The 26,272-nt window shown below is 71.5% G+C and carries 20 protein-coding genes and 5 pseudogenes; 5 read left to right on the forward strand and 20 right to left on the reverse strand.

What is annotated here, in order from left to right; all coding sequences use genetic code 11:
• Positions 1 to 93: 93 nt before the first annotated feature.
• The 7 genes from OG966_RS21460 to OG966_RS21490 are packed head-to-tail and all read right to left on the reverse strand — an operon-like array spanning position 94 to position 9,111.
• Positions 94 to 480: a cupin domain-containing protein gene (locus OG966_RS21460; protein ID WP_326651375.1), complete on the reverse strand. Its 387-nt coding sequence runs from the start codon at positions 478 to 480 to the stop codon at positions 94 to 96.
• Entirely contained in the window at positions 480 to 1,217 is a 738-nt protein-coding gene (narI, locus tag OG966_RS21465) for a respiratory nitrate reductase subunit gamma (RefSeq protein WP_326651376.1), read from the reverse strand. Before narI ends, OG966_RS21460 begins: the two co-directional genes overlap by 1 nt.
• Positions 1,214 to 1,870, reverse strand: a complete 657-nt coding sequence (gene narJ, locus OG966_RS21470) for a nitrate reductase molybdenum cofactor assembly chaperone (RefSeq protein ID WP_326651377.1) — start codon at positions 1,868 to 1,870, stop codon at positions 1,214 to 1,216. The genes narI and narJ overlap by 4 nt, the downstream gene beginning before the upstream one ends.
• Positions 1,867 to 3,597, reverse strand: a complete 1,731-nt coding sequence (gene narH, locus OG966_RS21475) for a nitrate reductase subunit beta (protein WP_326651378.1) — start codon at positions 3,595 to 3,597, stop codon at positions 1,867 to 1,869. Before narH ends, narJ begins: the two co-directional genes overlap by 4 nt.
• Positions 3,597 to 7,340 (reverse strand): nitrate reductase subunit alpha, encoded by a 3,744-nt coding sequence (locus OG966_RS21480; protein ID WP_442806736.1) that lies wholly within the window; start codon positions 7,338 to 7,340, stop codon positions 3,597 to 3,599. Before OG966_RS21480 ends, narH begins: the two co-directional genes overlap by 1 nt.
• A complete protein-coding gene (locus OG966_RS21485; RefSeq protein ID WP_326651379.1) occupies positions 7,337 to 7,912 on the reverse strand; it encodes a hemerythrin domain-containing protein in 576 nt (191 codons plus the stop codon). The genes OG966_RS21480 and OG966_RS21485 overlap by 4 nt, the downstream gene beginning before the upstream one ends.
• 11 nt (positions 7,913 to 7,923) lie before the next feature.
• Entirely contained in the window at positions 7,924 to 9,111 is a 1,188-nt protein-coding gene (locus OG966_RS21490; RefSeq protein WP_326655311.1) for an MFS transporter, read from the reverse strand.
• A gap of 972 nt (positions 9,112 to 10,083) precedes the next feature.
• Here OG966_RS21490 and OG966_RS21495 point away from each other — a divergent pair.
• From OG966_RS21495 to OG966_RS21505, 3 genes are read left to right on the forward strand one after another with little or no spacing between them, the layout of a single operon-like run.
• The gene (locus OG966_RS21495; RefSeq protein WP_326651380.1) at positions 10,084 to 10,692 is read left to right on the forward strand and encodes an Rv1733c family protein; all 609 of its coding nucleotides are present in this window, start codon (positions 10,084 to 10,086) and stop codon (positions 10,690 to 10,692) included.
• Positions 10,693 to 10,710: 18 nt separating this feature from the next.
• Positions 10,711 to 11,325 carry a cation-translocating P-type ATPase C-terminal domain-containing protein gene (locus OG966_RS21500; protein WP_326651381.1) on the forward strand — a complete coding sequence of 205 codons (615 nt, stop codon included), beginning with the start codon at positions 10,711 to 10,713 and terminating at the stop codon, positions 11,323 to 11,325.
• Between the two features lie 31 nt (positions 11,326 to 11,356).
• A complete protein-coding gene (locus tag OG966_RS21505) occupies positions 11,357 to 12,013 on the forward strand; it encodes a helix-turn-helix domain-containing protein (RefSeq protein WP_326651382.1) in 657 nt (218 codons plus the stop codon).
• Here OG966_RS21505 and OG966_RS21510 read toward each other — a convergent pair.
• From OG966_RS21510 to OG966_RS21530, 5 genes and pseudogenes are all read right to left on the reverse strand, one after another.
• Positions 11,911 to 12,630 (reverse strand): annotated as a pseudogene (locus OG966_RS21510) (glycoside hydrolase family 65 protein); the annotation flags it as partial. The gene OG966_RS21505 and the pseudogene OG966_RS21510 sit on opposite strands and share 103 nt — an antisense overlap.
• Positions 12,631 to 12,632: 2 nt before the next feature.
• Positions 12,633 to 13,403, reverse strand: a pseudogene (locus OG966_RS21515) (HAD family hydrolase).
• Between the two features lie 160 nt (positions 13,404 to 13,563).
• Positions 13,564 to 14,199: a hypothetical protein gene (locus OG966_RS21520; protein ID WP_326651383.1), complete on the reverse strand. Its 636-nt coding sequence runs from the start codon at positions 14,197 to 14,199 to the stop codon at positions 13,564 to 13,566.
• Between the two features lie 446 nt (positions 14,200 to 14,645).
• Positions 14,646 to 15,530 (reverse strand): universal stress protein, encoded by an 885-nt coding sequence (locus OG966_RS21525; RefSeq protein WP_326651384.1) that lies wholly within the window; start codon positions 15,528 to 15,530, stop codon positions 14,646 to 14,648.
• A 194-nt stretch (positions 15,531 to 15,724) separates the two neighbouring features.
• Positions 15,725 to 16,633 carry a universal stress protein gene (locus tag OG966_RS21530; protein WP_326651385.1) on the reverse strand — a complete coding sequence of 303 codons (909 nt, stop codon included), beginning with the start codon at positions 16,631 to 16,633 and terminating at the stop codon, positions 15,725 to 15,727.
• A gap of 258 nt (positions 16,634 to 16,891) precedes the next feature.
• Here OG966_RS21530 and OG966_RS21535 point away from each other — a divergent pair, with 258 nt between their 5' ends.
• Positions 16,892 to 17,596, forward strand: coding sequence for a response regulator transcription factor (locus OG966_RS21535; RefSeq protein WP_326651387.1), 705 nt, complete (start codon positions 16,892 to 16,894; stop codon positions 17,594 to 17,596).
• Between the two features lie 63 nt (positions 17,597 to 17,659).
• Here the strand turns inward: OG966_RS21535 and OG966_RS21540 are convergent.
• The 4 genes and pseudogenes from OG966_RS21540 to OG966_RS21555 form a co-directional block, all read right to left on the reverse strand.
• A pseudogene (locus OG966_RS21540) lies at positions 17,660 to 18,247 on the reverse strand (sensor histidine kinase); the annotation flags it as partial.
• Positions 18,248 to 19,208, reverse strand: a pseudogene (locus OG966_RS21545) (relaxase/mobilization nuclease domain-containing protein); the annotation flags it as partial.
• A complete protein-coding gene (locus OG966_RS21550) occupies positions 19,205 to 19,546 on the reverse strand; it encodes a plasmid mobilization relaxosome protein MobC (protein WP_326651389.1) in 342 nt (113 codons plus the stop codon). The gene OG966_RS21550 and the pseudogene OG966_RS21545, both read right to left, overlap by 4 nt.
• A gap of 1,483 nt (positions 19,547 to 21,029) precedes the next feature.
• Positions 21,030 to 21,794: a universal stress protein gene (locus tag OG966_RS21555; RefSeq protein WP_326651390.1), complete on the reverse strand. Its 765-nt coding sequence runs from the start codon at positions 21,792 to 21,794 to the stop codon at positions 21,030 to 21,032.
• A 461-nt stretch (positions 21,795 to 22,255) separates the two neighbouring features.
• On the opposite strand from OG966_RS21555, the gene OG966_RS21560 reads away from it, so the two are divergent.
• Positions 22,256 to 22,684, forward strand: a complete 429-nt coding sequence (locus OG966_RS21560; RefSeq protein WP_326651391.1) for an STAS domain-containing protein — start codon at positions 22,256 to 22,258, stop codon at positions 22,682 to 22,684.
• A 329-nt stretch (positions 22,685 to 23,013) separates the two neighbouring features.
• On the opposite strand, the gene gap is transcribed toward OG966_RS21560, so the two are convergent.
• From gap to OG966_RS21580, 4 genes and pseudogenes are all read right to left on the reverse strand, one after another.
• On the reverse strand, positions 23,014 to 24,027 hold the full coding sequence (gap, locus tag OG966_RS21565) for a type I glyceraldehyde-3-phosphate dehydrogenase (RefSeq protein WP_326655312.1): 1,014 nt from the start codon (positions 24,025 to 24,027) through the stop codon (positions 23,014 to 23,016).
• Positions 24,028 to 24,081: 54 nt separating this feature from the next.
• Positions 24,082 to 24,349 (reverse strand): annotated as a pseudogene (locus OG966_RS21570) (phosphoketolase); the annotation flags it as partial.
• A 15-nt stretch (positions 24,350 to 24,364) separates the two neighbouring features.
• Positions 24,365 to 25,237 carry a universal stress protein gene (locus OG966_RS21575; RefSeq protein WP_326651392.1) on the reverse strand — a complete coding sequence of 291 codons (873 nt, stop codon included), beginning with the start codon at positions 25,235 to 25,237 and terminating at the stop codon, positions 24,365 to 24,367.
• 5 nt (positions 25,238 to 25,242) lie between these two features.
• Positions 25,243 to 26,265 (reverse strand): zinc-dependent alcohol dehydrogenase, encoded by a 1,023-nt coding sequence (locus OG966_RS21580; protein WP_326651393.1) that lies wholly within the window; start codon positions 26,263 to 26,265, stop codon positions 25,243 to 25,245.
• Positions 26,266 to 26,272 lie beyond the last annotated feature (7 nt).

Genomic DNA, 26,272 nt, shown 5'->3' on the forward strand with positions numbered 1-26,272 from the left:
GCGCGGTACCAGCGCACGTGGCGTGCAGTTGGCCCGAGGTCCTGGAATCGAATCGCTCCGCGGCTGTGGTGGATGCGCCGTGGCCGCCGGTGTTCATGCCAGCCGGACGGTGAGGAGTACCGTCGCGTCCGTCTCGGCGGTCAGGCTGTGCCGTTGGTCGGGAATGGCGACGATGTCGCCCTGGCCGAGGCGCCATGTGCGGTCGGTGGCGCGGAGTGTCACCCGGCCGGTGAGGCAGGTGAGGGTGGCGGCGTCCGGGGCCTCGTGTTCGGCGAGTTCGGAACCCGCCGCGAGCGCGATCAGGGTGACGCGGAGTCCTGGAAGTGCGACGACGGTTCGTGCCGTTCGCCCGGAGCTTCCGGAGTTCGCGGACCTGGCGTCGGCGAGCAACTCCTCTCCCATGGCCGGCAGGTTGGTGATCTCACCGGCGGACAGGTGTGTCTCGTGAGGCCGGGCAGGACCGTTGTGGTGGGTGTTCATCAGGTGCGTTCCCATCCGCGCCGGGGCGTGCGGGAGCCCAGCCGCGCGTCCCGGCTGCGATAGACGATGTAGGGGCGGGTGAGGTAGCCGAGCGGTGCGGTGAGCATGTGCACCAGCCGGGTGAACGGCCAGATGCCGAACAGCAGCAGGGCGCTGAGTGCGTGCAGGCGGAACAGCAGTGGCGCACCGGCCATCAGCGCGGGGTCGGGGTACAGGTAGAAGACCGACCGGAACCACGGGGAGATGGTCGTGCGGTAGTCGTACCCTCCGCCGATGATGTTGCTGACCACGGTGGCGGACAGCCCCAGCGCCAGGGTCAGGGTGAGCATGACGTACATGAGCTTGTCGTTGCGGGTGGTGGCGCTGAACACCGACCCGACCGTACGTCGGCGGTAGACGAGGATCGCGAGCCCGGCCAGGGTGCTGACCCCGGCGATGGTCCCCAGCGTGGTGGCCATGAGGTGGTAGGCGTGTTCGCTGACGCCGATGGCTCCGGTCCAGTCCTTCGGGATCACCAGGCCGCCCACGTGGCCGAGTACGACCGCCAGGACCCCGAAGTGGAACAGCGGGCTGCCGATGCGCAGCAGCTTGCTCTCGTACAGCTGACTGGACCGGGTGGTCCAGCCGAACTTGTCGTAGCGGTAGCGCCAGACATGGCCGACGACGAACAGGGCCAGCGCGATGTACGGCAGGACGACCCACAGCACGACGTCGAGCGCGTTCGCGTCCGGGGTCATGACCGGCCTCCCGTCGGGGCGGGCACGAACTCCGGGGGTGCGAACGGCGCGAGGCCGACCTGTTCCTCGGGTGGTCCCTGGGCGGCGAGCTTGGCGACGGCTTCGCGCTCGTCGCCGGCCAGCGGGGGCAGGGTCGCCGATACGGAGTCCAGGACGTCGGCCCAGGCGGAGCGCGCGTCGCGCAGTGCCAGGCGCAGCAGTTCCAGGCCGGCCCGGTGCTCGGTCAGCAGGCGCTGCCCGGTTTCCGGATCACCGGTGGCGGCGAATTCGAGGACGACGCAGAGGTGGTCGGGCAGTTCGTCGTCGGTCAGGCGCAGTCCGGCCGCGGCGTAGGTCTGCTTGAGGCGCAGCAGCGCGGCGCCGCGATTGCGGGTGTCGCCGTGGGCGTAGTACGTCAGGAAGAGGCAGTTGCGTTTGCGGTGGTCGAAGGTGGTGACGTAGTCCGCCGCCAGGTCGGTGGCGGGCGTCCGGTCGAGGTGCCCGAGGAATCGGCGCAGCGGCGCGGCGACACGGTCGGGCAGCGTGTCGGCTACCGCCCGTACGAGCCGCGCCTGTTCGAGCAGCCGCTCGTCGGGATAGCCGAGGAGGAGGGACTGGACCTGCCAGGCGGCGGGGATTCGGGCAGCGGGGCTGCGTTTGCCGGCGGGGGTCATGGGCGCGGCTCGCTCTCGTCGGCTCCGGAGGAACTGGGGAACAGGCCCTGGGGGCGGCCGTTGCCGTCCCAGTTGAGGAGGTTGAGCCGGGTGGACTTGTCGCCGGGGGCGGCTGGGGTGTCGACGGCGTCGGCTCTCTGGCGGTCGCGCTGCAGGTGGAAGTTCTCCACGGCGATCGGGGTCGGAGCGTCGCCGGACGCCTCGCCGAAAGGACCGGAGCCTCCCATGCCCGGGCCGTCCTCGAAGTCGAGGCTGCACTCGGTGGCCAACTCCTCCAGGCTGTGCGCCTGTTCGGCGTGCGCGGGCGGGATGACGTACCTGTCCTCGTACTTGGCCAGCGCCAGGAGCCGGAACATGTCGTACATCTGCTCCTCGGTCATCCCCACCGCGGCGGGGATGGTCGCGTCGGGTTCGCGGCCGAGGTTGATGTCGCGCATGTAGCTGCGCATGGCGGCCAGCCGTCGCAGCACGGCGTCGACGGGGGCCGGGTCGCCGGCGGTGAACAGCTGGGCGAGGTAGTCCACGGGGATGCGCAGGGCGTCGATCGCGGCGAACAGGTTGCCGCGGTCCTCGGCGTCGTAGCCGGTGTCGCGGACCACGTCCACGACCGGGGACAGCGGGGGGATGTACCAGACCATGGGCAGGGTGCGGTACTCCGGGTGCAGCGGCAGGGCGACCTTGTACGTGTTGATCAGGGCGTGGACGGGGGAGCGCCGGGCGGCTTCGATCCAGTCCCGGGGGATGCCCGACCGCTCCGCGTCGGCGGCCACCTGCGGGTCGTCGGGGTCGAGGAAGACCTTCCGCTGCGCCTCGTAGAGGTCGGTGTCGTCGGGGGTGGAGGCGGCTTCGAGGACCTGGTCGGGGTCGTAGAGGACCAGGCCGATGTAGCGGAGCCGGCCGACGCAGGTCTCGGCGCAGACGGTGGGCTGGCCGACCTCGATGCGCGGGAAGCAGAAGGTGCACTTCTCGGCCTTGCCGGTGCGGTGGTTGAAGTAGATCTTCTTGTACGGGCAGCCGGACACGCACATCCGCCAGCCCCGGCAGCGGTCCTGGTCGACCAGCACGATGCCGTCCTCGGAGCGCTTGTAGATCGCGCCGGAGGGGCAGGAGGCGACGCAGGACGGGTTGAGGCAGTGCTCGCAGATCCGCGGCAGGTAGAACATGAAGGTCTGCTCGAACTCGAACTTGACCTTCTCGGCGATGCCCGCGAGCAGTACGTCCTTGTCGCCGTGGTCGGTGGAGCCGCCGAGGTTGTCGTCCCAGTTGGCCGACCAGGTGATCTTCATGTCCTTGCCGGTGATCAGGGACTTGGGGCGGGCGACCGGGGTGTGTTCCTGGAGCGGCGCGTTGGTCAGCGTCTCGTAGTCGTACGTCCAGGGCTGGTAGTAGTCGTCGAGCGAGGGCAGCGTGGGGTTGGAGAAGATGTTGATGAGCTTCTTGAACCGGCCGCCGCCCTTCAGTTTCAGGTTGCCGCGTCTGTTGAGGTCCCAGCCGCCGCGCCACTTCTCCTGGTCCTCGTAGCGGCGCGGGTAGCCCTGGCCGGGGCGGGTCTCGACGTTGTTGAACCACACGTACTCGACTCCGGGGCGGTTGGTCCATGCCTGTTTGCAGGTGACCGAGCAGGTGTGGCAGCCGATGCACTTGTCGAGGTTCATCACCATCGCCATCTGGGCCATGACCCGGCGGCCGGGCGCTGCGGTCGGGGGCGTCGCGGCTGTCGGGGCCATCAGTACGTCACCTCCTGGTCGGTGCGGCGGCGGATGACGGTGACCTCGTCGCGCTGGTTGCCGGTCGGGCCGAGGTAGTTGAAGGCGTACGTCAACTGGGCGTAGCCGCCGATGAGATGGCTTGGCTTGACCAGCAGCCGGGTCAGCGAGTTGTGGACGCCGCCGCGCCGCCCGTTGGTCTCGGTGCGGGGGACGTCGATGAGCCGGTCCTGGGCGTGGTGCATGTAGACGGTGCCTTCCGGCATACGGTGGGAGACGACCGAGCGGGCGGCGACGACGCCGTTGCGGTTGACCGCCTCGATCCAGTCGTTGTCGTGCACGCCGATCTTCGCGGCGTCCTCCTTGCTCATCCAGACGGTCGGGCCGCCCCGGGAGAGCGAGAGCATGAACAGGTTGTCCTGGTACTCGGAGTGGATGGACCACTTGTTGTGCGGGGTCAAGTACCGCACGGTGATGCCGAGTTCGCCCTGATCACCCACTTCGGGCTCGTCGAAGAGGGCGTGCATGTTGAGCGGCGGCCGGTAGACGGGCATCCACTCGCCGAGTTCGGCGATCCAGTCGTGGTCGAGGAAGAAGTGCTGACGTCCTGTCAGGGTGTGCCAGGGCTTGAGGCGTTCGACGTTGATGGTGAACGGTGAGTAGCGGCGCCCTCCGGACTCCGTCCCCGACCACTCGGGCGAGGTGATGACCGGGACGGGGCCCGCCTGGGTGTCGGCGAAGGTGACCCGCTTGCCCTCGGCCTCGGCGGCCAGGTCGGCCAACTTGACGCCGGTCCGGGCCTCCAGGGTGCGGAAGCCCTGGGTGGCCAGGTGTCCGTTGGTGGTGCCGGACAGGGCCAGGATCGCCTCGCAGACCTGCACGTCCCGGGCGATCGAAGGGCGGCCGTCGGCGGGACCGCCGCGTACGGCGCCGTTCTTGTGCCGCAGGTACTCCAGCTCCTGGCGTACGTCGAAGGTGACGCCCTTGGTGGTGGCGCCCAGGGTGTCGAGGAGCGGGCCGAGGGCGGTCATCCGGTCGGCGACGGCCGGATAGTCGCGCTCGATCACCACCAGCCTGGGCATGGTCCGGCCCGGGACCGGCTCGCACTCGCCGGCCTTCCAGTCCCGGACACGGCCGTGCGGGGTGGCCATCGCGTCGGGGGTGTCGTGCAGCAGCGGCGCCGCCACCACGTCCTTCACGGTGCCCAGCCGCCCCTCGGCGAGACGGCTGAACGCCGCCGCGATCGTGTTGAAGGCGTCCCAGTCGGTGCGGGTCTGCCACGGCGGCGGGATGGCCGGGTTGAAGGAGTTCACGAACGGATGCATGTCCGTGGTGTTCAGGTCGTGCTTCTCGTACCAGGTCGCCGCTGGCAGCACGATGTCGGAGTAGACGGTGGTGCTGGTCATCCGGAAGTCCAGGGTGAGCAGCAGGTCGAGCTTGCCCACCGGTGCCTCCTCCCGCCACACCACGTCGCGTGGGCGGGCGCCGGGCGGCGCCTCGGTGGCGCGGACGGCGGAGTCGGTGCCGAGCAGGTGCTTGAGGAAGTACTCGTTGCCCTTGGCGGAGGAGCCGAGCAGGTTCGCCCGCCAGATGGTCAGCACCCGGGGGAAGTTCTCCGGTGCGTCCGGGTCCTCGCCCGCGAACTTCAGCCGCCCGGACTTGAGTTGGTCCACGACGTACTCCGGCACCTCCTGCCCGGCGGCTTCCGCGTCCGTCGCGAGGGTGAGCGGGTTGCGGTCGAACGTCGGGTAGGACGGCATCCAGCCCATCCGGGCCGAGGCGGCGATGACATCGGCGGTGCTCTTCCCGGCGAACGTGCCGCCCGCGCCCGCGGCGGCGAGGGTGTCGGCGCTGAAGGGGTCGTAGCGGAACTGGTCGGTGTGCAGGTACCAGTACGCGGTCTGGATCATCTGCCGGGCGGGCCGGTGCCAGTCGGCGGCCGTCGCGATGGCCGAGTAGCCGGTGATCGGGCGGACCTTCTCCTGCCCCACGTAGTGGGCCCAGCCGCCGCCGTTGACGCCCTGGCAGCCGGTCAGCGTGGTCAGGGTGAGGAAGGAGCGGTAGATGGTGTCGGAGTGGAACCAGTGGTTGGTCCCCGCCCCCATGATGATCATGGAGCGGCCCCTGGACTCCTCGGCGTTGGTGGCGAACTCGCGCGCGATGCGGGCCGCCGTCTCACCGGCCACTCCGGTGATGGCCGCCTGCCAGGCCGGGGTGTAGGGCTGGTCGGGGTCGTCGTAGCCGGTCGGCCAGACCCCCGGCAGCCCGTCGCGGGCCACGCCGTACTGGGCGAGGAGCAGGTCGAACACCGTGGTCACCAGTTGCCCGGCGACCCGGCGTACGGGGACGCCGCGCCGTAGCTGTCCGGCGGTCCCGTCCGGGGTGTCGAACCGGGTCAGCTCCACCGGCACGGGGTCCTCACCGCCGTCGCCTCCGGCCGCCGTCAGCAGCGGGTCGGTGTCGCCGAGGTCGAGGTTCCACTTCCCGGCGCCGGACTCGCCGTAGCGGTGGCCGAGCGAACCGTTCGGGACGACAGGGTCGCCGGTGGCGGCGTCGAGGAGGACGGTCCTGAACTCCGCGTTCTCCGCCTCGGCCGCCATGCCGCCCAGGTCGGCGGCGGTCAGGAACTTCCCCGGGGCGTACGTCAAGTCCGCCCCGGTGCCGCGCTGTTCGAGGGTGACGAGGAAGGGCAGGTCGGTGTACCGCTTGACGTAGTCGGTGAAGTGACCGACCTGGCGGTCGACGAAGAACTCCTTGAGGATCACGTGTCCCATCGACATCGCCAGCGCCCCGTCGGTGCCCGGCGCTGCGGGCAGCCACTCGTCGGCGAACTTCACGTTGTCGGCGTAGTCCGGGGCGACCGCGATCACTTTCTGCCCCCGATAGCGGGCCTCCGCCATCCAGTGCGCGTCCGGGGTACGGGTCACCGGCAGGTTCGAGCCCCACATGATCAGATAGCCGGCGTCCCACCAGTCGCCGGACTCCGGTACGTCCGTCTGGTCCCCGAAGACCTGCGGGGACGCGACCGGCAGGTCGGCGTACCAGTCGTAGAACGACAGCATCACCCCGCCGAGCAGCGAGTAGAAGCGGGCCCCTGCGGCATGGGAGACCATCGACATCGCCGGTATCGGCGAGAACCCGGCCAGCCGGTCGGGACCGTACTCCTTGATCGTGTGCACATGGGCGGCGGCGATCATCTCGCTCGCCTCGTCCCAACTCGCCCGCACCAGGCCGCCCTTGCCGCGCGCCGACTTGTAGCGCCGGGACCGCTTCGGGTCGGAGACGACGTCCGCCCACGCCAGCACCGGGTCACCGAGCCGGGCCCTGGCCTCCCGGTACATCTCCAGGAGCACTCCGCGCACATAGGGGTAGCGGACGCGGGTGGGCGAGTAGGTGTACCAGGAGAACGCGGCGCCGCGCGGGCAGCCGCGCGGCTCGTACTCCGGGCTGTCCGGGCCGACCGTGGGGTAGTCGGTCTGCTGGGACTCCCAGGTGATGATCCCGTCCTTGACGTACACCTTCCACGAACACGAGCCGGTGCAGTTCACCCCGTGCGTGGAGCGGACCACCTTGTCGTGGCTCCAACGGTCCCGATAGAAGTCGTCGGCCTTCCGGCCACCGATCTTGTACAGGGTGCGGTGGTCGGCGGAGACCTCGGCTCGGGTGAAGAACCGGCGGGTGCTCACCAGTGCGTCCGACAACTCCCCGTCCAGACCGGCTGGTCGGCGTGCCTGCGGGTCGGTTCCTGAGGTTTCTGGGCTCACGATGCCGCCTTCCCGGGCGTCAGCGGCCCGTCCTGCTGTGATCCGGCGTGCTGCTGATCGACACCGGCTTCCGGGGCGAACTCCGTCGTGGCGAATCCCGTTGTGGCGAAATCCGCGCTCAGCGTGCCGACGCGGGAGCGGACCGCGTCCATGGCCTCCCAGTCCTCGGTGCTCAGCCCGGCCAGGGCGGCGGGAAACACACCGTCCTGCTCCTTGAGGATGTGGTCGCGCAGCAGATCCAGGGCGTCCAGGAGCCGCCGGGGCCAGACGGGGTCGGCCGGGACGCCCGCGGCAGCTTCGCCGAGGACGGCCTCGATGTGCCGGTGTTCGGCCCGAAGCGCCGCCATGCCGTCGGGAAACTGCTCCGCCAGCGGCGGGAAGAGACCCTGCTCCTCCACCGCCGTGTGCGGCACGAGAACGGCGGAGACGCGGCGCGCGATCCACGCCATCCGGGGTACGTCTGCGTCGCCGTGCGCTTTGCGGACGTCCCCGATGAGATTGACGACCAGGTCGTGTTCGCGGGTCAGTTCGGCGATCTGGGGTAATGCCTGGCAGCCGCAGTACTCACACATGGTGACTCGTCTCAGGCCGGGTTGGGTGCCGTCGGGGTGCGGTGGGCGCCACGGGTGACGGCCTTGCGGACGGTGGTCGCGGTGAATGCCAGGGCGGTGGCGGCGATCAGGGCGAGCAGGGCCAGCCCGACCGCGTAGTCGCCGTAGGCACCGTAGAGGGAACCCATCAGCAGAGGTGGGACGAAGCCGCCCAGCCCACCGGCCGCGCCGACGACGCCGGTGACGGCGCCGACCTTGCCGGCCGGGGCGAGCAGGGCGACGAGGGCGAAGGTGGCACCGCTGCCCGCGCCGAGCGCGGCGGCGATCGCCAGGAACGCGATGGTGCCCAGCGGGGCCAGCGCCGGGGCGAAGGACTGAACGGCCGCGCTCACCGTGACCACGGCGAGCGCCACGGTCAGTACGCGGGTGGGACCCAGCCGGTCGGACAGCCAGCCGCCTACCGGCCGCATCACCACCGCCAGCAGCACGAACCCGGCCATCCGGTTGGCCGCGTCGGCCTGCGCCAGGCCGTACCCGGACTTGAGGTAGGTGGGCAGATAGACGGAGAAGGCGACATAGCCGCCGAACGCGACCGCGTACAGCGCCGACGCCTGCCGGGTCACGCCGAGCCTGACGGTGGCGGCGAGCCGGTCCGTCATGGTCCCGGCCGGCACAGCCCGGCCCGGAGCGTCGCGCAGCAGGAACGCGGCCAGCGTCGCATAGACGGCCAGCACGATCGCGGTCACCACGAACGGCGTGGCCAGACTGTGCGTCTTGACCAGGTTCACCGTGGTCAGGGCGCTGATGGCGGTGCCTCCCATCCCGGCACCGAAGACACCGATCGCGAGCCCCCGGCGCTCGGGCGGGAACCAGGCGCTCACGAACGGCACCCCCACCGCGAACGCGGTGCCGCCGATACCGAGAAAGAACCCGCCCACCAGCAGCTGGTTCAGGGAGGAGTGTCCGGCCAGCCCCAGGTACAGGACGGGGACGATGGTGGCCGCGGAGACCAGCGGAAACATCACCCGGCCCCCGAACCTGTCCGTCAGCGCACCCACCGGTATACGGCCCAACGAGCCCACCACCACCGGCACGGCGACCAGCAACGCCTGCTGGAACGCGCTCAGTTGCAGGCTGTCCTTGAACCGCGGGCCGAGCGGGCTCAGCAACGCCCAGGCCCAGAAGTTCACCGCGAACCCGACCGTGGCAAGCGCCAGCATCAGCCACCGTCGGCCGGCCGACGGCGGCGCCTGGGCCTGCGCGTTCGTGGCGGGACCGGGGGACCGGGGCGAGCCGATGGCTTCCTGCGGGTTCTCCGCCCGGTCGCCCGTCGGCGACCTGCCTGTTGAGGACCTGCCTGTTGAGGACTTGCCTGTCGGGGTCTCCGGCTTCGCAGGGCGGGGCATCGTAGGCATGCTTTCCTCGGCTCCTCAAAAGTGCCGTCGGACGGTCGCGTCCCGTGTCTCGTGGCCGTGGTGGCCCGACCACGCCGTCCCCGCAAGAATCGCCAGGGGCTGGCTCCCACGGCAGGGGCCGTTGGTCCTCATCTCCCGAGCCGACCGAGGTACATGTGCCGGGCGGTGTTCGGGTCCGCCGGAGCGCGTCGGCGCGGACAAGGAGTCATCGTGAGACCTCTCATCGCGCGGTACAGGGGTGCGGAGGCAGCCGCTGCCGGCGATGGTCGCGGTGACGTTCCGCCCAGCCGGGGGAGAACGGGGCGCTGCGCAGCGAGCATGGCTGTATGAGGGGAGGAGGGGAGACAGAACGGAACCGGTGGCCGCGGGGGAGGCACCAGGCGGCCGAAGAGGGCGCCACCGATGCATCCGTGTCAACTGGCAGTATGCCGCCGGGGTCCAGGGCGTCCGGCCTCAGCCTAGCCCCATCCCGTGGGCAGGGACTGCGGTGCGCTCCAGGGAATCAAGACCTGCGGTGCGTCGGCCACGTCGGCCCCGATCCCGCACTGTGCTTGGGGACGTCCCCTGGATTTCCCCACCAATTGGCGGACTGCCGAACTGGGCCCCGCAGTGAGGACGTTCGTCGGCCTGAGCGGTACCCGGTCAGCCTCCGACGACAGTCAAACGGGGCCCATCGGCCCCTTGTACGGGCCGATGGGCTCTGCTCCGGTGTGCGGTGTGTGTGCGACCGTCGCTGCGGGTTACTCGTACCGCCGTGATCGGAAAGCGGGGTCGGCCATGGGCATGAAGGTGAGGTGGTGGCGGTGGCGGCGCAATCCGCTCAGGCGCCGCTCGGATGTCGTCGAGGCATGGGTCGTCCTGGTGACGTCAGTGGTGATGGCGGCGGGAATGCCCCTGGCCGGCGCCCTGAGCTCGGTGCGTGTCGGAAGCGTGCTGCTCCAGCAGCGCCAGGAGCGGCACCGTACCTCCGCCGTGCTGACCGAGGACGCTGGCGATCCGGGGCCCGGCACGTATGCCCGCACCTGGGCGGTTGTGCGGTGGACGGCGTCCGGCGACACGGTCCGTACGGCGGGGGTGCGGGTCGCGGCGGGCAGCAGGGCGGGCGCCAGGACCGTGATCTGGACGGACGGGCAGGGCCGGCTCGTCAGCGCGCCGCTCACCCCGGGACAGACCGTCGCACTGTCCGCCTTCGCCGGGATGCTGGCCGCGAGCGGTGTCGCCCTGTCGCTGCTGGCCGGCCGCCGGGCCGTACGGATGGGGCTGGACCGCCACCGTGCGGGGCAGTGGGAGCGGACGTGGGCCCTCACCGGTCCCCGGTGGAGCGGAAGCACTCCTGACAACGCCCCGGGCCCCGGGCAGGAAGGCCCAACGGTTCCACCGCCGTGACGGCGGCGGACAGCAGTGGTGATCGCGTGCCAGGACCGGCACGCACCCCCCGAATGCCGGGTGCACGCCTCGAGACCGCGCACCACCGGCGGCCACCGCATCGAACCCGGAGAGAACCATGACAGCTCAGGTCTGACGGGCGTAGCCATGGGCGCCGAGCCGGTCTCCCGGCACGCCATGCGCCGCCCGCCGCGCCCGCCCGGGCAGCATGTGCTCGGCGGCGGGCTGTGGCAGCGGGTACTGCGCCTCGGCACGGTGGTCACCGGCACGAGCCTCGCCGCGGGGCTGTGGGTCCGGCACACCGGTCAGCCATGGCAGACCACACTGTTCCTCGCGTTGCTGGCCGCCCAGCTCGGCGTTGTACTGGGGCTGCGGGAGCGGCTGTTCACCCGCGAGAACCCCTTCCTGCCCTGGGCGGTGCTGGCCGCGGTGGGGCTGGCAGCCGCCGCGCTGTACGTGCCGTTCCTGCGGGCCGTCCTGGAGACCTCGCCGCCGTCCTGGCCCGGTCTTGTGGCCGCCCTCGCCGTGGGGCTGACCGGATTCGGCACGGCCCGCGCGGAGAGCAGGTCCACCCGGGCCGTCGGGCGCCCGGACGGTGCCCGGACCGTGACCGGGTCCCCACCCCATGACTGATGAGTGACAAGGCGAAAGGAAGTGATCGGCCATGCCGGAACCGACGAGGAACGCCGGAGACATCGGACGGCGGGTGGCAGCGCGGCGCGAGGAGTTGGGGCTCACCAGGGAGCAGGTGGCCGAACGGGCGGGCACGGCTTCGGATTACCTGCGGTACGTGGAGGAGCAGCCGACCGCGTCTCCGGGCACGGGCTTCCTGATTCGGCTGGCCGACGCGCTGGAGACCACTGTGGCCCAACTGCGCGGCAGCGATGCGGACTTGCCGCCCGGCATCGGGCGGGCGGCCTACCATCCCGAGCTGACGGAGCTGGACCCCGGGGAGTGTTGGGCCCGGCTGTCCACCCACGGCGTCTTACGCGTCTCGGTGTCCACGCCCGACGGCCCGGCCATCGTCCCGGTCAACCACACGGTCGTGGACGGCGCGGTCGCCTTCAGCACCGCGCGCGGCGCCACGCCCGCTCTGGCCGCCGGAGCCGAGGCCGCCTTCGAGGTGGACCACATCGACGAGGCGCTGAGCGAGGGCTGGAGCGTCCTCGTCGTCGGCCGTGCCGAATGGGTCACCGACCCCGCCGCCGCCCGGCACCTCGTCGGCGCGGCCCACTCAGCACCGTGGGCGGGCGGCGACCGCGAACTGTGGGTGCGCATCACCCCGGAGCGGGTCACCGGACGCCGGATCACCGTTCGCTGACCCAGCCATACGGTGTCGGGCTCGGCCGACCCGGTGTGCCACTCGGTGAGGTGACGGCCGTTCAGGTCGCGGTAGCGGTCCACGCCCGCGTTGGTGATGTCGCCGTCGAGCGCGGACTCCACCTCCAGCTCACCCGTCCAGCCCTCGGCCGTGAACTCCGTGCGCAGCGCCGCCAGATGGGGGTCGCCCATGTGCACCAGGCGGACCTGGTCGACCGTCAGCAGGCGGTCCTGGGTGTCCCGCAGCCGCATCCGCCGGGTGAGGGTGCCGCGGCGCAGGTCCAGGGTCTGCCGGTACGCAAGCAGTGTGCCGTCGTCCGGAGATAACCAGGTGCCTGGCCGGTCGCCGCCGGTGCCCCGGGTGCGGAAGCGCAGCGGCAGCCAGTTCGGGAGGTTGACGATGTCCTCGTTCTCGACCTGCCGTCCGGCGACGGTCGAGGTCAGCCGGTTGTAGCAGCCCGCGACGTAGGTGCCGGGGTAGTGGGACGGGCCTGCTGCCGTCTCCGGGGCGGCGCCCCGGGTGGCGAAGTAGCCGTTGCCCAGCGTGCACAGCGCCTCGCGCTGCCGCTCGTCCGCCGGGTCGTAGCCCTCGTAGCTCAAGGTCCAGTCGTCCGGCATCGTCACGCCTCCGTGGCGGTCAGCAACTCGGCGAGGTCCGCGACCACCAGGTCGGCCTCCCGTGCTCGCTCAGGTCGTCGGCACTGGTCGGCCCGGCGGTCCGGTCCACCCCGACCACCAGGCCGAAGCCGCCGCGCCGGCCGGCCTCGACACCGGCCAGCGCGTCCTCGACGACGGCAGCCTCCCCGGCCGGTACGCCCAGCCGCCGGGCCGCCTCCAGGAAGATCGCCGGGTCGGGCTTGCCCGGCAGCCCGAGGCGGGCCGCCTCGTTGCCGTCCACCACGGCCTCGAACAGGTCCTGTACTCCCGCGCCCGCCAGCAGTTCCGGCGCGTGCCGGGAAGCCGAGATCGCGGCGCACGGCACGCCCTCGGCGCGCAGCGCGTGCAGCAGCCGTACGGTGCCGGGCCAGGCGGGGATCGAACCCGCGGCCAGCCGTCGTGCGAACAGTTGCTCCTTGCGGGCGGCGACGGCCCGTACGGTGCCGGTGCCGGGCGGGTCGTCGGGGGTGCCGGTCGGCAGCCGCAGCCCGCGCGCGGTGAGGAAGGCGGCGGCGCCGTCCAGCCGGGCCCTGCCGTCGACGTAGCGGCGGTAGTCCTCCACCGGGTCGAACGGGCGGTGCTGACCCGCCGTCTCCAGGCAGGCGTCGAAGGCCGACTGCCAGGCGGCGGCGTGCAGCCCGGGCCGAGTCGGTGATCACCCCGTCGGTGTCGAACACCACGGCCCGAACCGTCTGCAGGCGCGGTACCAGCGTCTGTCCGGCGGTGGCGGTCACCGGCGGGTGGCGACGTGTTCGGTGATGCCGAGGAGGTTGGTGAGGTTGAGGAGGCGGTTGTCGCGGCCCGTGGAGCCGAAGTCGTTGATGCCTGCACGTACGGTCATGGCGGTGCCTCTGCTTGCGGTCGGGGGCGGGGTCCTGGGTGTGCGGGCGGTGTTCAGCGGAGCCAGGTGTGGTCGCGGACGACGGGAAGTCGGGCCCAGGCCCTGCCGAGGCCCCAGGTGGTGCCGGCCGAGGCGACCGCGAGGGCGATCAAAACGGCCGCGTACAGGACGTGGTAGTCGACGACCGGGTTGGAGGACATGCTCGGGGTGCCGTCGGACAGCGCCTTGGCGGGCGGCCACTCGGCGATCCACATGAACGCCATCAGGGCGGTCCCGGCGACCGCGGCGAGCCGCAGTGCGATGCCGCTGACCAGGGCGAGGCCGACGCCGAGCAGGCCGAGCATGAACAGCCAGTTCGCCCAGCCCGCTCCGGCCCAGGAATGGAAGGTGGATTCCATGGGCCCGGCGGCGACGCCGCTGAGGAAGCCCTTGGTGGGCGAGCCGCCGTCGGCCCAGCCCTTGCCGACGGCGGTGGCGTAGCCCCAGCCGAAGGTCTTGTCGAGGAAGGCCCAGAGGAAGACGAATCCGGTGACGATCCGCAGCCCCGCGAAGACCCGGGCGCGGGTCGCCGTGGCCGTCGTGTCGGCCGTGTCGGTCGTGGTCTCGCCGGCCCTCCGGGTCGTCCCGGCCCGGTGTCGCGACGGGAGGTGGAAACCCGTGTGCCGGCCGGGGGATTCGTGAACCGCCATGATGCTCATCCCTGTCTGGGGGTCTGGTAGGCGTAGCGCGATATCTGTCCGCGTGCCGTCGTCGTCCTGCGTTCAATGTCCCGCCCGGACCGGTCGGACCATCAGGGGCCCATGGGTACCGTCACAGGGGCCGAACGTCCCTCTTCCGAAGCGGACCGGACGGGGCCCTCGGTCTCTTCCACCGCCGGCTGCCCGTTCCGGACTGACTCGCCGCCCCGGGCAGGAGGCCCCTCCCATAGGCGTGGACACCGAGCGATGCTGGATACACGGCAGATCGGCTCGTCGGCCCGTATGTGTACGCCAGGGACGCCTTCGGGGACTTCGGCGGCTTCATCAACGCCTGGTCGTACACCCAGGCGGCGATGCTCCTTGCCGGACGGGCCCGTTCGGGCCGACCGTGCCATGAAAGTGGCGTCGAGGGCGGATCGGTTCGAACGAGGGCGTGTTCAATCGTGCGGGATCACTGCGACCGGGGCGGCGGCGTGGTGCAGGACCGCGTGCGTCACCGGTCCGATGTGATTCCCGGCCCGCGTACGACGGTTCCGCCGGCCGACGACGACAAGTGCGGCGTTCCGGGATGCGTTCACCAAGTGGGAGCCCGCCGTACCGATCAGGGCCTGCTCGGTCACCTCGACGCCGGGGAACTTCGACCGCCACGGCCGGAGTACGTCGGCCAGCTTGCGCCGCACCCGCGCGCCCAGTTCCGCGTTGGGCTCGATGTCGAAGGCGTCGCCGTAGCCGGAGGAGGGCGGTGGCTTCCAGCCGTGGACGACGCGCAGGTTCGCCGCATGGCGGGAAGCCGCCTGGAACGCGAACCGGATCACGGGGCCGTCGGAGTTCTCCAGGTCGAGCCCGAGCACGACATCGCCCGTCAGGTGATCGGTCTCGGCGTCTTCACCGGCTCGGACAAGGACGACCGGCCGCTCGGTCCGCGCCACGACGGAGAGCGCGACGGAGCCGGCCAGAAACCCGGTCACCCCGCTCAGGCCCCGGGATCCGAGCACCAGGAGATCGGCGTCCCGGGAGGCAGCCAGCAGGGCCGTGACGGGCCGCTCCGTGCTCTGTTCGGCGCTGACGCGCAGACCGGGATGGCGTTCGGCAAGCCGGGCCGAGGTCTCGCGCGGCAGGCGTTCGGCCCAGTCGCGGTGCGGTCCTTTCGTGGGCGACGGTCTGAGGGTGCCCGCCAGTGACGCGTACGTGTGGGGCTGCCAGTGCCAGGCGTGCACGAGGCGCAGGGGCGTGTCGCGGAGCTGCGCCTCGCGGGCGGCCCAGTCGGCGGCGGCGAGGCTCTCCGGTGAGCCGTCCAGGCCGACGGTGACGCTGCGGAGCATATGGAGCCCTCCTTGAGGGGACGCGATTCGGTGTCCGGGCAGGGGACATGCGTCAGGAGGGGCCGCTGGGCCCCGGCAGCTCCTCGGGTTCCGCGGCCGGTGGCAAGCACTCCCGGCCGGCGCGGGTGGTGACGGCGAAGCAGGGGGTACGGGCGGTCCGAGCCGGGTCAACTCTCCTGTTCCTCCGGGCGTGTTCAGGCGTGCGGGACGACGGCGACGGGGCAGGGCGCGTGATGCAGCGCCGCGTGTGCGACGGGGCCGAGGTGAGTACCGAGACGGGATTCGCGGATCCGGCGTCCCACCACGACGAGGGCCGCGCCGGCCGAGGCGCCGATCAGCTCGTCGGCCGCACGGCCTTCGGTGACGCTCTCGGTGACGGCGACCTCGGGAAACTTCTCGCACCAGGGGCGCAGCGCGGCGGCCACGGCGAGCTCCTGCTCCGCCCGTAGCTCCGGGCCGCTCACCGGGACGATCCTGTGCGCCGCCGCGAAGTCCGGCGGACGGCTGAAGGCGTTGATCACGCGCAGCGAGGAGCCCCGGCGCCTGGCGGCGTCGAAGGCGAACTCGATCAGCTCGTCACAGGGCCGCCCGGTGTCGAGACCGAGAAGGACATCGCGGTACGGGATCCCGGGTATCTCGTCCGGGGAGATGCCGTCCGGTGCCGAGAAGTGCTCGTCGGCGGTGCTCCCGCCCACCCTCACCAACACCACGGGAGGGGTTGCCCTGGCGGCGACCCGCTGCGACACCGACCCCATCAGGAACCCCGCGAGGCCGCCGAGTCCACGGGAGCCGAGGACCAGCAGCTCGGCCTGCTCGGCCGCCTTGAGAAGGGCCGAGACCGGCGAGTCCGCCAGTGCCTGGCCGATGACCTGCAGACCTGGGTGCGCGGCGCGCATGCTGTCCGCCGCCCGTTCCGGCAGGTCCTCGGCCAGGGCCCGTTCGGACATGTCCGCCGGCACGGACGGAGCCGGACGCGGATGCCACTCCCAGGCATGCACCAGGCACAGCGCGGCGCCCCGGCGCGTGGCTTCCCGGGCCGCCCAGTGCGCGGCTGCCAGGCTTTCGGGAGAACCGTCGATCCCCGCGGTGACATGTCGAAGCATGATCCGTACCTCCAGCGTCGCTGCCCATGGGCCCCTCTTCTTCTACCGAGCCTGGTACCGGGGCGAGCACCGGGACAGAGGCCGGGCAGGCTCTTCCGATGGGCCCTTCGGCCCTGATGCTTCCGCGCCCGTGCACGGCACGGCGGGCTCGGGTTGGCCCGGTCGGCCCTGGTGCGAGCGGTTCGGACGGGTGACGATCGTCATCACAGTCGGCATGTGGTCCGTGGTCCGAGGTCCACCAGCGAACGAGGGATCGTCATGGCCGAGGCACGTACCTTCACGGAACAGAACCCGATCCGGGTCTTCCTGCTGGACGACCACGAGGTCGTACGACGCGGTCTCACCGACCTGCTGGACTCCGAGCCGGACATCTCGGTGGTCGGCGACGCGGACAGCGTCGAGCACGCGCTGGTGCGCGGGCCGGCACTGCGCCCGGACGTGGCCGTGCTCGACGTACGCCTGCCGGACGGTGACGGGATCAGTGTCTGCCGCGAGCTGCGCAGCCGGATGCCGGAGCTGGCCTGTCTGATGCTGACCTCCTTCGACGAGGAGGAAGCCCTGCTCGACGCGATCATGGCCGGGGCGGCGGGCTATGTGCTCAAACAGATCAGGGGGTCCGACTTGGTCGCGGCGGTCCGCACCGTCGCTTCCGGCCAGTCGATGCTGGATCCGACCACGACCGCCCGCCTGATGCGCTCCCTGCGGGCGGACCCCACCGAGGGACCGGCACCCCCCGCACCCGAGCTCGCCGGCCTGTCACCGCGCGAGCGGGACATCCTCGCGTTGATCGGGGACGGGCTCACCAACCGTGAGATCGGCAAGAAGCTCTACCTGTCCGAGAAGACGGTGAAGAACCACATCTCCCGGCTGCTGGCCAAGCTCGGCGTCCAACGCCGTGTCCAGGCGGCGGTCCTGGCCAGCCATCTCGAACAGCCCGCCTCCACGGACCGCTCGACGCGATGAGTCCGCGCTGCCCTGCCTCGCCCCGCCTCGTCGTCCGGGCCGGCGGGGCCGGGCCTTCCGCGGTCAGCCTCCGTCCGTGACACCGTCCGCGCTCACGGGAACCCGCCACACCAGCCGGGTGCCGCCGCCCTCCGGCCGTTCGCCGAGTGTCAGAGTTCCGCCGAAGGTGACGGCCCGCTCCTTGATGTTCTTCAGCCCGCTGCGTCCGACGTCACCCGGCACCCCGCAGCCGTCGTCCGTCACCGTGAGCGTCAACTCGCCCCTGGCGCACTGGAGCCGGACGTCCACAGCCTGTGCTCCGGAGTGCCGGGCCGCGTTGCTGAGAGCCTCGCCGAGCACCGCGACCGCATGGTCGGCGATGTCGCCGGGGACATCGGTCTCGACGAGTCCCTCGATGCGCAGCGCGGGCGGGAATCCGAGTGACGTGGCGGAGGCACTCACCGCCTCGGCCACCCGGCCGCGCAAGCCGTCGCTCTCCCGCCCGACCCCGCTGTGGGTGCGCAGTCCGAAGATCGTGGACCGAATGATCTTGATGGTGTCGTCGAGGTCGTCGACGGTCCGTGTCAGCCGCTCCATGCCCTCGGGGTGCTCCATGAAGCGCTGGGTGCTCTGCAGGGTCATGCCGGCTGCGAAGAGCCGCTGGATGGCGATCGTCCTCACCGTGATCGATGATCAGCAGTGTTTGCCACGCTGCGGTGGCCGTACTGCGCCGCGCGGCGGCCGGACCGGGGGATCGGGAGGAGGGCGCGCTGTCGCTTCGGCTGGATGCGTCGCTGTCGCCGGAGAAGCGTTTGCGGATGCGGGGCAGGGACAGGTCGGGGGAGAGGGTGTAGCCCGCGTAGAACACGGGCTCCCTCTCGCCGTTGCGGTTGTCCGGCAGTGCGACCTTGTAGCCGAGCAGGTCGCCGGAGGGCGCGACGCGCTTGCGGATCAGTAGGCCGGCGGCGGCCAGCCGGTCGAAGAACTCCTCCTCGCTCGTCGCTCCCGCCACTGCCCGACGTGCGGTCTCCCGCAGCTCCTCTCGGGCGGCCCGCTCCCTGCCCTCGCGTTCCGCCTTGTGGAGTTCGGCGCTGGTGGGGCGCTTGGCGGCGGTGCCGTCCCGGGGCGGGACGCGGCGCAGCCCGTAGTCGACTTCGATGCGGCGGCATTCGGCCTGGGCGCGGCGGGCCTCGTTGTGGCGGCGGGGGCGGCGGCCGTCGTCGCGGACCAGGGTGGCGATGATGTGGATGTGGTCGTCGGCGTGGCGGACGGCTGCCCACCGGCAGGCTTGCTCGTCTCCGTCGGGGGCGATGCCGGTGGCGGCGACCATACGGCGGGCGATGGCCGCCCAGTCCTCGTCGGACAGGATCGGGTCCTCGGGGGCGGCCCGCACCGACAGGTGCCATACGTGCTTCTCGGGGCGCTTGCTGGCGGGCAGGGCGTTGACGGGCTGGTCGAGCAGGTGCTCAAGCTGTTCGTAGGTGGCTTTCGGGTCGCGGCCGGGGTCGGGGGTGAGCGGGTCGAAGGCAGCCACCAGGTGCGGGTCGATGTGCACCTCGTCGGTGCCGGGGCCGTAGAGGTATTTGATGAGGCCGATGGTTTCGCTGCCGCGTTTGTGGATGCTGGGGATCACGCAGGGGCACCGCCGTCGCGGTGGGCGAGCAGGGCATCGGCTGCGTCCTCCATACGGCGAGCGGCGCTCCGGACGGCCTTGGCCGAGGCATCAAGGTGGGGAGCGTCGGCGCCGGAGTTGAGGGCCTTGGCGACCTGGTTGAACAGGCCGTGCATGCGGCCCAGGTGGCGACGGGCCGCGAACAGCTCGTGGATGACCTCGCGTTCGGTGGCGATCTCGGCGGCGGTGCGGGTCAGGTCGCGGGCGGCCTTGTCGACGGCGTAGGCGAGAAAGGCGGCGTTGGACATCTCGCAGTGGGCGGCGGCATCGGTGAAACGCTTGAACTCGGCGTCGTTCATACGGCAGCTGGGCTGGTGCAGACGCTTGCGCGACTTTGGCTGACGCGGGCGCTGACGTCTCTTCGAGAAGGACTCGGCCTGCCGGTTCCCTCCAGGCTGCGGTCCGCCCTCGGTCCCAGCCTGACGGTCCGGGGCCCCCTGGCGCCGGGCTGCACCCGCCACCCCTGGGGCGGGAACTCCGGGAGCATTGCTCCCGGTACAACTTGCTGCACGGTTGTCTGGGGTAGTGGTCGCCTCCTGCTGTGCGGTGGGGCGTTCGTGGTGCTGGTTGTGCACGCTCGGTTCTCCGTGGGGTCTGCGTGATGACGGGTGGTCGTGCTGTCTTGCCAGGGCGGGCCATCGTCCCGGGCGGGTGAGGAGCGTGGACCGTGCCGGGGCTGCTCTCGGCCGGCCGTCGGAGATGGTCCGGGACCGTGGGTCGGCGGGGACCAGCGGACGGGGCTCCTGGGGACCGGTCCCCGAAGCGACGTGATCCACGGTCCCCGGATCGTTCGGGACCACGCTGCGACGCTCGTTGGGGACGGTCCCCCTGACGTCGAGTCAGGGGGACCGTCCCCGTCCCCAATCCCCGTCCCCGTCCCCGTGTTGCCGCACGAGACGGTCCCCAAGATGCCAGGGCGGGTTGCGGGACCGGTCCTCGCAGTCGGGGACCGCTGCGGGGACCGGCCTCATAGCGCCCTGAGCAGGGGTTTCCCAGAGTGAACCGGTCCCGTCCCGCCACTGTCCATGCCGGTCCCCGACGGCACTGTTGTAGCGGTCCCCGGCCTCGTCCTTCTCGGTCCCGGTGGACGCTCTTGCGGTGCTCCGCGCGGGACGGTCCCCGTCTCGATCCTGGTCTCGGGGAACGTCCGGGACCGAGGCCCGGTCCCCGATCTCGTTGGGCTCGGTCCCCGGTCCGGCGTGGTGCTCGTCGGCACGGTCCCCGTTCGCCGCGTACGACCGGCCGGGGACCGACGGATGGCTGACCGGGGCGGTGCCACGTCGCTGCACGACGCCCCGAGTCCCCGATGAGGCTCGCGCGGTTCAGATCAGGCGGGAGCGCGGGCCGACAATGCGAGGTGGAGGTGGTGGAGGAGGAGGTGGGAGGACGCGCGGGCCGGTCAGGCGGCGGGCGCGGGAGCGGGCCCAGCTGATCTACCAGCACTCGACAGCGAAGCATCAGCGCAGGCTCGCCCAGGGCATCGACGCCGAGGTGCGTCAGCAGCTGCGGGAGCCAGGCGCCGGGCATCGGCGAGCCGAAGAAGCGTGACAACGCATTGGCCGTACGGCTCCCGGTCGGAAACGTCGTCGGTCGGCGGCCGTACGGCCGCCGCTGCGTTGTGACAGCCTCTGCAGCACCGTGCGCCCCTCGTGCCCCCTTGAGGGTTGGCCTCGGATCATGCCGGTGGACCTTCTCGAATGTGACGCGCAGCGGCTTGAAGCGAGGCGCGCTCTCGTCGGCTTGAATGCTTGTATCAAGCTGTCCAGGTCAACGGGGGGTACTTCACCCGGTGGGGACGACGACCACGGGACAGTGCGAGTGGTGCAGGAGGGCGTGTGCGACCGGCCCCAGGTGTCCGCCGTGCCGGCTGCCCGGCCGGTGCGATCCGATGACCACGACGGCGGCATCCCGGGTGGCCTCCACCAGGGCTTGCGCCGGGGTGGTGCGGACCGTCCGGCTCTCGAACTCCGTCCTGGGGTGGCGCTCGTGTCCCGGGCTCGTCGCCGGTACCAACGAGGGCAGTTCGGGACTCGTGTGCCGGTGCGTCCAGGAATCCAGGACACGCAGGCGCGCGCCGCGCCGCTCCGCCTCCTTGATGGCGTAGAGGGCCGCGTCTGCGCTGATGTCGCTCTCCAGGCCGAGCAGCACCTCGCGGGGGTCGTCGTGCGGACGTTCCCCGCGTACGACCAGCAGCGGACCGTGCGCCTGCGCGGCGAGCCGTGAACTCACCGCTCCGCACGCCCAACCGGCCAGTCCACCGAGTCCCCGCGTGCCCACGACCGTGAGAACCGCGTCCGTGCTCTCGCGGACCAGCGCCCGCACGACGCCGCCCTCCTCGGCCCTGGTCTCCACGGGCACGGCGGGGTGCCGTTCACGCACGCGCGAGGCGGCGGACGCGAGAACCGGGCCGGCCTCATCGCGGTCGGGCACGGCGTACACCACGCGCAGCGCGATGCCGCGCCGTGCCGCTTCCTCCGCGGCCTGGTCCAACGCCCGTACAGAGACCAGTGAGCCGTCCACTCCGACGACCACGTGTTGGAGAGTCATGGGCCTGCTTCCCTTCTGCACGCTCAGGGGTGTGCCCAGGGCGTGTGCCTGAGGCAGGAGGCGCCGAAAACAGGTCCGTGACGGACCAGGGGCGCCGCCCGACGATCCGGGCCGGAGTGCCTCCACCGACGATGCTCGTCGTCCGCCGGCCCGAGGGACAGGAGTCATGAGGACCCGTCAGAACGCCGAACGGCCCCTTGGGACAAGGCCGTTCGGCTTGCGACGTGGGGAAAGGGCGGGATCTCAGCTGCCAATACGAGTCAGACACCCCGCTCGCGCCGGGTTCGACCCCGCACATTCAGCTTGACCTGCGTTCGAGGGGGACCGCTTGAGCCGAGCGGGCCACCTTCCCGACCGGGCGGGGTTTGTTGGGTACGGCAGGTACTCGGGCCCACCGGGCCCCACCGCCAGGGACCGTTCGGCCCTTCCGCACGGACTTCCACTGCGGCTTTGATCTCACCATGTCCGAAAACCAGATGACGTCCGCACCGTCTCGCACGGTACGCGCCATCGACGGGGCGACCCTCGTGACGTTGAGCGGCGAGATCGACCTCGTGGCGGCGATCCCGCTGGCGTCCCGCCTCGACGCCCTGTCCTCGGGCCGGCACCCCGATCTGGTGCTCGACCTGCGTCCCGTGTCCTTCATCGACTGCGCCGGGCTTGGTGTCCTGTGCCGGACCCGGAACCGGGTCCGGGCGCGGCACGGCCGGCTGCGGCTGGTCACCGACAGCGGCAGCTTTCTGCGGGTCCTGCGGGTCACCGGCCTGGGCGGAGTGTTCGAGATACACCCCCACCTGCCGTCTCCCAGGGGCAAACGGCCCCACCCCCTGCCGGGAACCGGTCCCGAGCGGTCCTTCAGCAACGCCTCTTCGGCCCATATGACCGCGTGACCGGGCTGGGGTGTCGTGGTCTGGCAGGACAGCCACGGCGCCCTGACCGCCGCACCGCCGAGTCGTGGTCTCCCGGCACCACGGGGCGGATGCACACGGTGGTGCCGTCCGCGAGCAGGGCGTGAACCGGGGGCTGGTTGAGCACGTCGTCCGTCATCGGGGGGCTCCTCCATGTCCCTCTCGGCACTTCGGGCATGCAGCGGATCGGCGAGGGGGCCCATGGGCTGTCCGGGATGGACCGGGGGCCGGTCGGCCCAATCTTTCCGCCGGTCGCCCGTGACATGCGAAGGGGACCGGTGGCCGACGGCACCGGTCCCCTTCGGGACGTGTCAGTCGTCCGCCACCAGCGCCGTGAGGTCGAGGAGCCGGTTGGTGTAGCCCCACTCGTTGTCGTACCAGCCGAAGACCTTGACGAGCGTGCCGTTGGCCTGGGTGAGGGCCGGGTCGAAGATGCAGGAGGCGGGGTCGCCGATGACGTCACGGGAGACGATGGGCGCCTTCGACACCCGGAGGATGCCGTTGAGCGATCCCTCGGCGGCCACGGTGAACGCCTCGTTGACCTCGTCCGCGCTCGCCTCACGGTTGAGGACCACGGCGAGGTCGGTGAGCGAGCCGTCCTCGACGGGGACACGGACGGCGATGCCGTCCAGCGCCCCTGCCAGCTCCGGTATCACGAGGCCGACCGCGCGGGCGGCTCCGGTGCTGGTCGGGATGATGCTCCTCGCGGCCGAGCGGGCGCGGCGCAGGTCCTTGTGCGGGCCGTCGAGCAGGGACTGGTCGTTGGTGTAGGCGTGGATGGTGGTCATCATGCCGCGCTCGACACCGAAGGCGTCGTGGAGCACCTTCATCATCGGTGCGACGCAGTTGGTGGTGCAGGAGGCGGCGGAGATGATCCGGTCGCGGTGGCGGTCGTACGTGTCGTCGTTGACGCCCAGGACGATGGTGGCGTCCACGCCCTTGCCCGGCGCCGACAGCAGCACGGTGTGGGCTCCGGCCTTGAGGTGCAGGGCCGCGGAGTCGCGGTCGCGGAACCGGCCGGTGGACTCGACGACGACGCCGGCACCGTAGTCGGACCAGCGCAGGGCCGCCGGGTCGCGTTCGGCGGTGACTGCGATGCGTCGTCCGTCGACGGTGATGGAGCTGTCGTCGTGCTGGACGTCGCGGCCGATGCGGCCGAACGTCGAGTCGTACTCCAGCAGGTGGGCCACAGTGGCGGGTGAGGCGATGTCGTTGATCGCGACCACCTCGACGTCCTGGGTGCCCGCCTGCGCGCGGTCGAGGGCCGCGCGCAGGTAGGTGCGCCCTATACGGCCGAAGCCGTTGATGCCTACGCGTACGGTCATGACGGTGAACTCCTCTTGGTGAGTGGTCGGTTCAGGCGCTCCAGGCCAGTCCGCGACCTCGGGCGGATCGGTGCCGTGATCCGTGCCGGCCCACTCCCACATCCCGGCGCCGCGCGCGGTGGGCGCGGGCCTGGTCCATGGACAGCCGGTCGAAGCAGGGCTGTTTGCCGGACACGATCACGTCGACGTGGTCCCGCCTGCGCAGGACATGGTCGGCGACGGACAGGCGGGTGTCGGTGTCCGGCGGCAAGCGGGCGCGAGCGGCCTCAGGGCTCTTGTCGAGAACCTGGTCGACGAAGCCGGGGTCCTGGTGCGGGAAGCCGCCGCGCCCCGGCGCTCACCCTCGCTCGGGCACGATGACGACCGGGCAGGCGGAGTGGTGCAGCACGCCGTGGGTCACCCGGCCCAGCTGGAGCCCGTGGTGCCCGGGGCGGCGCCTGGCTCCGATGATCAGGAGGTCGGCGTTCCGTGAGGCGTTCACGAGCACGGTCCGGGTGTGGCCTTCGACCGCGCGGCGGTGTGACTCGACGCCGGCGGGGGCGTCCTGGAGCGCCGTTTCCAGGGTCTCCACCGCCTGCTGCTCGTGCAGCCGGGCGGGTTCTCCGGTGAGCAGTGGATGGTCGGTGCTCTCGTGTGCGGGCCACCGCCAGGCCCGTACGGCGTCAAGCGGAACCCCGCGTCGCCGCGCCTCCTCGAAGGCGAAGCGCACGGCCGCCGAGCCCGCCGGTTTCTCTCCGACGCCCACGACGACGCGGCCGTGCGTTGCGGTCCGGGCCTGGTTGTCGTGGTTGCCGCGTATCACGATCATCGGGCACTGCGCGTGCCCGGCCACGGTGAGGCTCACGGAGCCCAGCAGCGCCTCGGCGAGGCCGCTGCGGCCACGGCTGCCTGTCACCAGCAGCGTGGCGCTGCGGCTCTCCCGCACCAGCGCGTACTCGGGTTCCTCGGGCAGCACGTCGGTGGAGACCTTCACGTCGGGCTGACGCCGGCGAGCGCGCCGGGCGGCGGTCTCCACGATGTCCTCGGCCAGCACCTGCTCGGACGGCTTGCCGACGTCCTCGGCGAGCGAGGTGCCCTCGTACCGTTCCCACAGCGACGCGTACACCACCCGCAGCGGCAGCCCGTGCAGTACGGCCTCGTCGGCCGCCCAGTCGACGGCCCGCAGGCTGGGCTCGGAGCCGTCGACTCCGACGACGATCGGTAGGTTCATCGTCCTCACCTTCCCGTACCGAGGTCGAAGACGATCCGGGCCCTGACCTCGCCGCGCAGCACCTCGTCGATGGACTCGTTGACGGCGGCCAGCGGCCGGGTCTCGCAGATGACCTTGGTGCGGCCGGCCGCGTGCAGTTGGAAGACCTCGGCGAGGTCCTGCCGGGTGCCGACGATCGAGCCGATCACCGAGGTGCCGTTCAGCACGGTGTCGAAGATCGGGACCTGGATCGTGCCGTGCGCGGGCAGCGCCACCATGACGAGCTTCCCGCCGCGCCGCAGGCCCGAGTTGACGGCTGTGACCGCAGCCTCGTTCACGGCCAGCGCGATCGCGGCATGCGCTCCTCCGTGCTGCTTGAGGACCTGGCCGACGTCGTCCTTGCGGGCGTCGATGACGAGGTCCGCGCCGAGTTCGGCTGCCAGTTCGAGTTTCTCGTCGGTGACGTCGATCGCGGCGACGGTCGCCCCGGCGATCTTCGCGTACTGCACCGCCAGGTGGCCGAGCCCGCCGATCCCGGAGATCGCGACGAGCTGCGCGGGCCGCACACCGGCGACCTTGAGCGCCTTGTACGTGGTCACCCCGGCGCAGGCCAGCGGGGCGGCGTCCACGGCGTTCACACCATCGGGCACCGGCTGGGCGAAGTCCGCCCAGGCCAGCATCTTCTCGGCGTGCCCGCCGTCGCAGCCGTAGCCGGTGTTGATCTGCTGCTCGCACAGCGTCTCCCAACCGGACAGGCAGTGCTCGCACCGGCCGCAGGCCCAACCGAGCCATGGCACGGCCACCCGCTGCCCGACGGACAGGCGGGTGACGCCGTCGCCGAGCTTCTCGACGAGTCCGACGCCTTCGTGGCCGGGGACGAAGGGCGGGGTCGGCTTGAGCGGCCAGTCGCCGTGGGCGGCGTGGATGTCGGTGTGGCACAGCCCGGACGCCTCGACGCGCACGCGGACCTGGCCGGGGCCGGGCTCGGGGTCGGGGCGGTCCTCGATGACCAGGGGTTCGCCGAAGGCTCGGACAACCGCTGCCTTCATGATTGCT

The sequence above is a fragment of the Streptomyces sp. NBC_01750 genome (assembly GCF_035918095.1).
Classification (GTDB): Bacteria; Actinomycetota; Actinomycetes; order Streptomycetales; family Streptomycetaceae; genus Streptomyces.

What these genes read in the sequence shown, in the direction of transcription:
- OG966_RS21580 (WP_326651393.1), bottom strand. Translation starts at nt 26,265, where the DNA reads ATGAAGGCAGCGGTTGTCCGAGCCTTCGGCGAACCCCTGGTCATCGAG.
- OG966_RS21575 (WP_326651392.1), bottom strand. Translation starts at nt 25,237, where the DNA reads ATGAACCTACCGATCGTCGTCGGAGTCGACGGCTCCGAGCCCAGCCTG.
- OG966_RS21550 (WP_326651389.1), bottom strand. Translation starts at nt 19,546, where the DNA reads ATGAACGACGCCGAGTTCAAGCGTTTCACCGATGCCGCCGCCCACTGC.
- OG966_RS21555 (WP_326651390.1), bottom strand. Translation starts at nt 21,794, where the DNA reads ATGACTCTCCAACACGTGGTCGTCGGAGTGGACGGCTCACTGGTCTCT.
- OG966_RS21520 (WP_326651383.1), bottom strand. Translation starts at nt 14,199, where the DNA reads ATGGCGGTTCACGAATCCCCCGGCCGGCACACGGGTTTCCACCTCCCG.
- OG966_RS21490 (WP_326655311.1), bottom strand. Translation starts at nt 9,111, where the DNA reads ATGCTGGCGCTTGCCACGGTCGGGTTCGCGGTGAACTTCTGGGCCTGG.
- OG966_RS21535 (WP_326651387.1), top strand. Translation starts at nt 16,892, where the DNA reads ATGGCCGAGGCACGTACCTTCACGGAACAGAACCCGATCCGGGTCTTC.
- gap (WP_326655312.1), bottom strand. Translation starts at nt 24,027, where the DNA reads ATGACCGTACGCGTAGGCATCAACGGCTTCGGCCGTATAGGGCGCACC.
- OG966_RS21530 (WP_326651385.1), bottom strand. Translation starts at nt 16,633, where the DNA reads ATGCTTCGACATGTCACCGCGGGGATCGACGGTTCTCCCGAAAGCCTG.
- narI (WP_326651376.1), bottom strand. Translation starts at nt 1,217, where the DNA reads ATGACCCCGGACGCGAACGCGCTCGACGTCGTGCTGTGGGTCGTCCTG.
- OG966_RS21560 (WP_326651391.1), top strand. Translation starts at nt 22,256, where the DNA reads ATGTCCGAAAACCAGATGACGTCCGCACCGTCTCGCACGGTACGCGCC.
- narJ (WP_326651377.1), bottom strand. Translation starts at nt 1,870, where the DNA reads ATGACCCCCGCCGGCAAACGCAGCCCCGCTGCCCGAATCCCCGCCGCC.
- OG966_RS21505 (WP_326651382.1), top strand. Translation starts at nt 11,357, where the DNA reads ATGCCGGAACCGACGAGGAACGCCGGAGACATCGGACGGCGGGTGGCA.
- narH (WP_326651378.1), bottom strand. Translation starts at nt 3,597, where the DNA reads ATGGCCCCGACAGCCGCGACGCCCCCGACCGCAGCGCCCGGCCGCCGG.
- OG966_RS21460 (WP_326651375.1), bottom strand. Translation starts at nt 480, where the DNA reads ATGAACACCCACCACAACGGTCCTGCCCGGCCTCACGAGACACACCTG.
- OG966_RS21525 (WP_326651384.1), bottom strand. Translation starts at nt 15,530, where the DNA reads ATGCTCCGCAGCGTCACCGTCGGCCTGGACGGCTCACCGGAGAGCCTC.
- OG966_RS21485 (WP_326651379.1), bottom strand. Translation starts at nt 7,912, where the DNA reads ATGTGTGAGTACTGCGGCTGCCAGGCATTACCCCAGATCGCCGAACTG.
- OG966_RS21495 (WP_326651380.1), top strand. Translation starts at nt 10,084, where the DNA reads ATGGGCATGAAGGTGAGGTGGTGGCGGTGGCGGCGCAATCCGCTCAGG.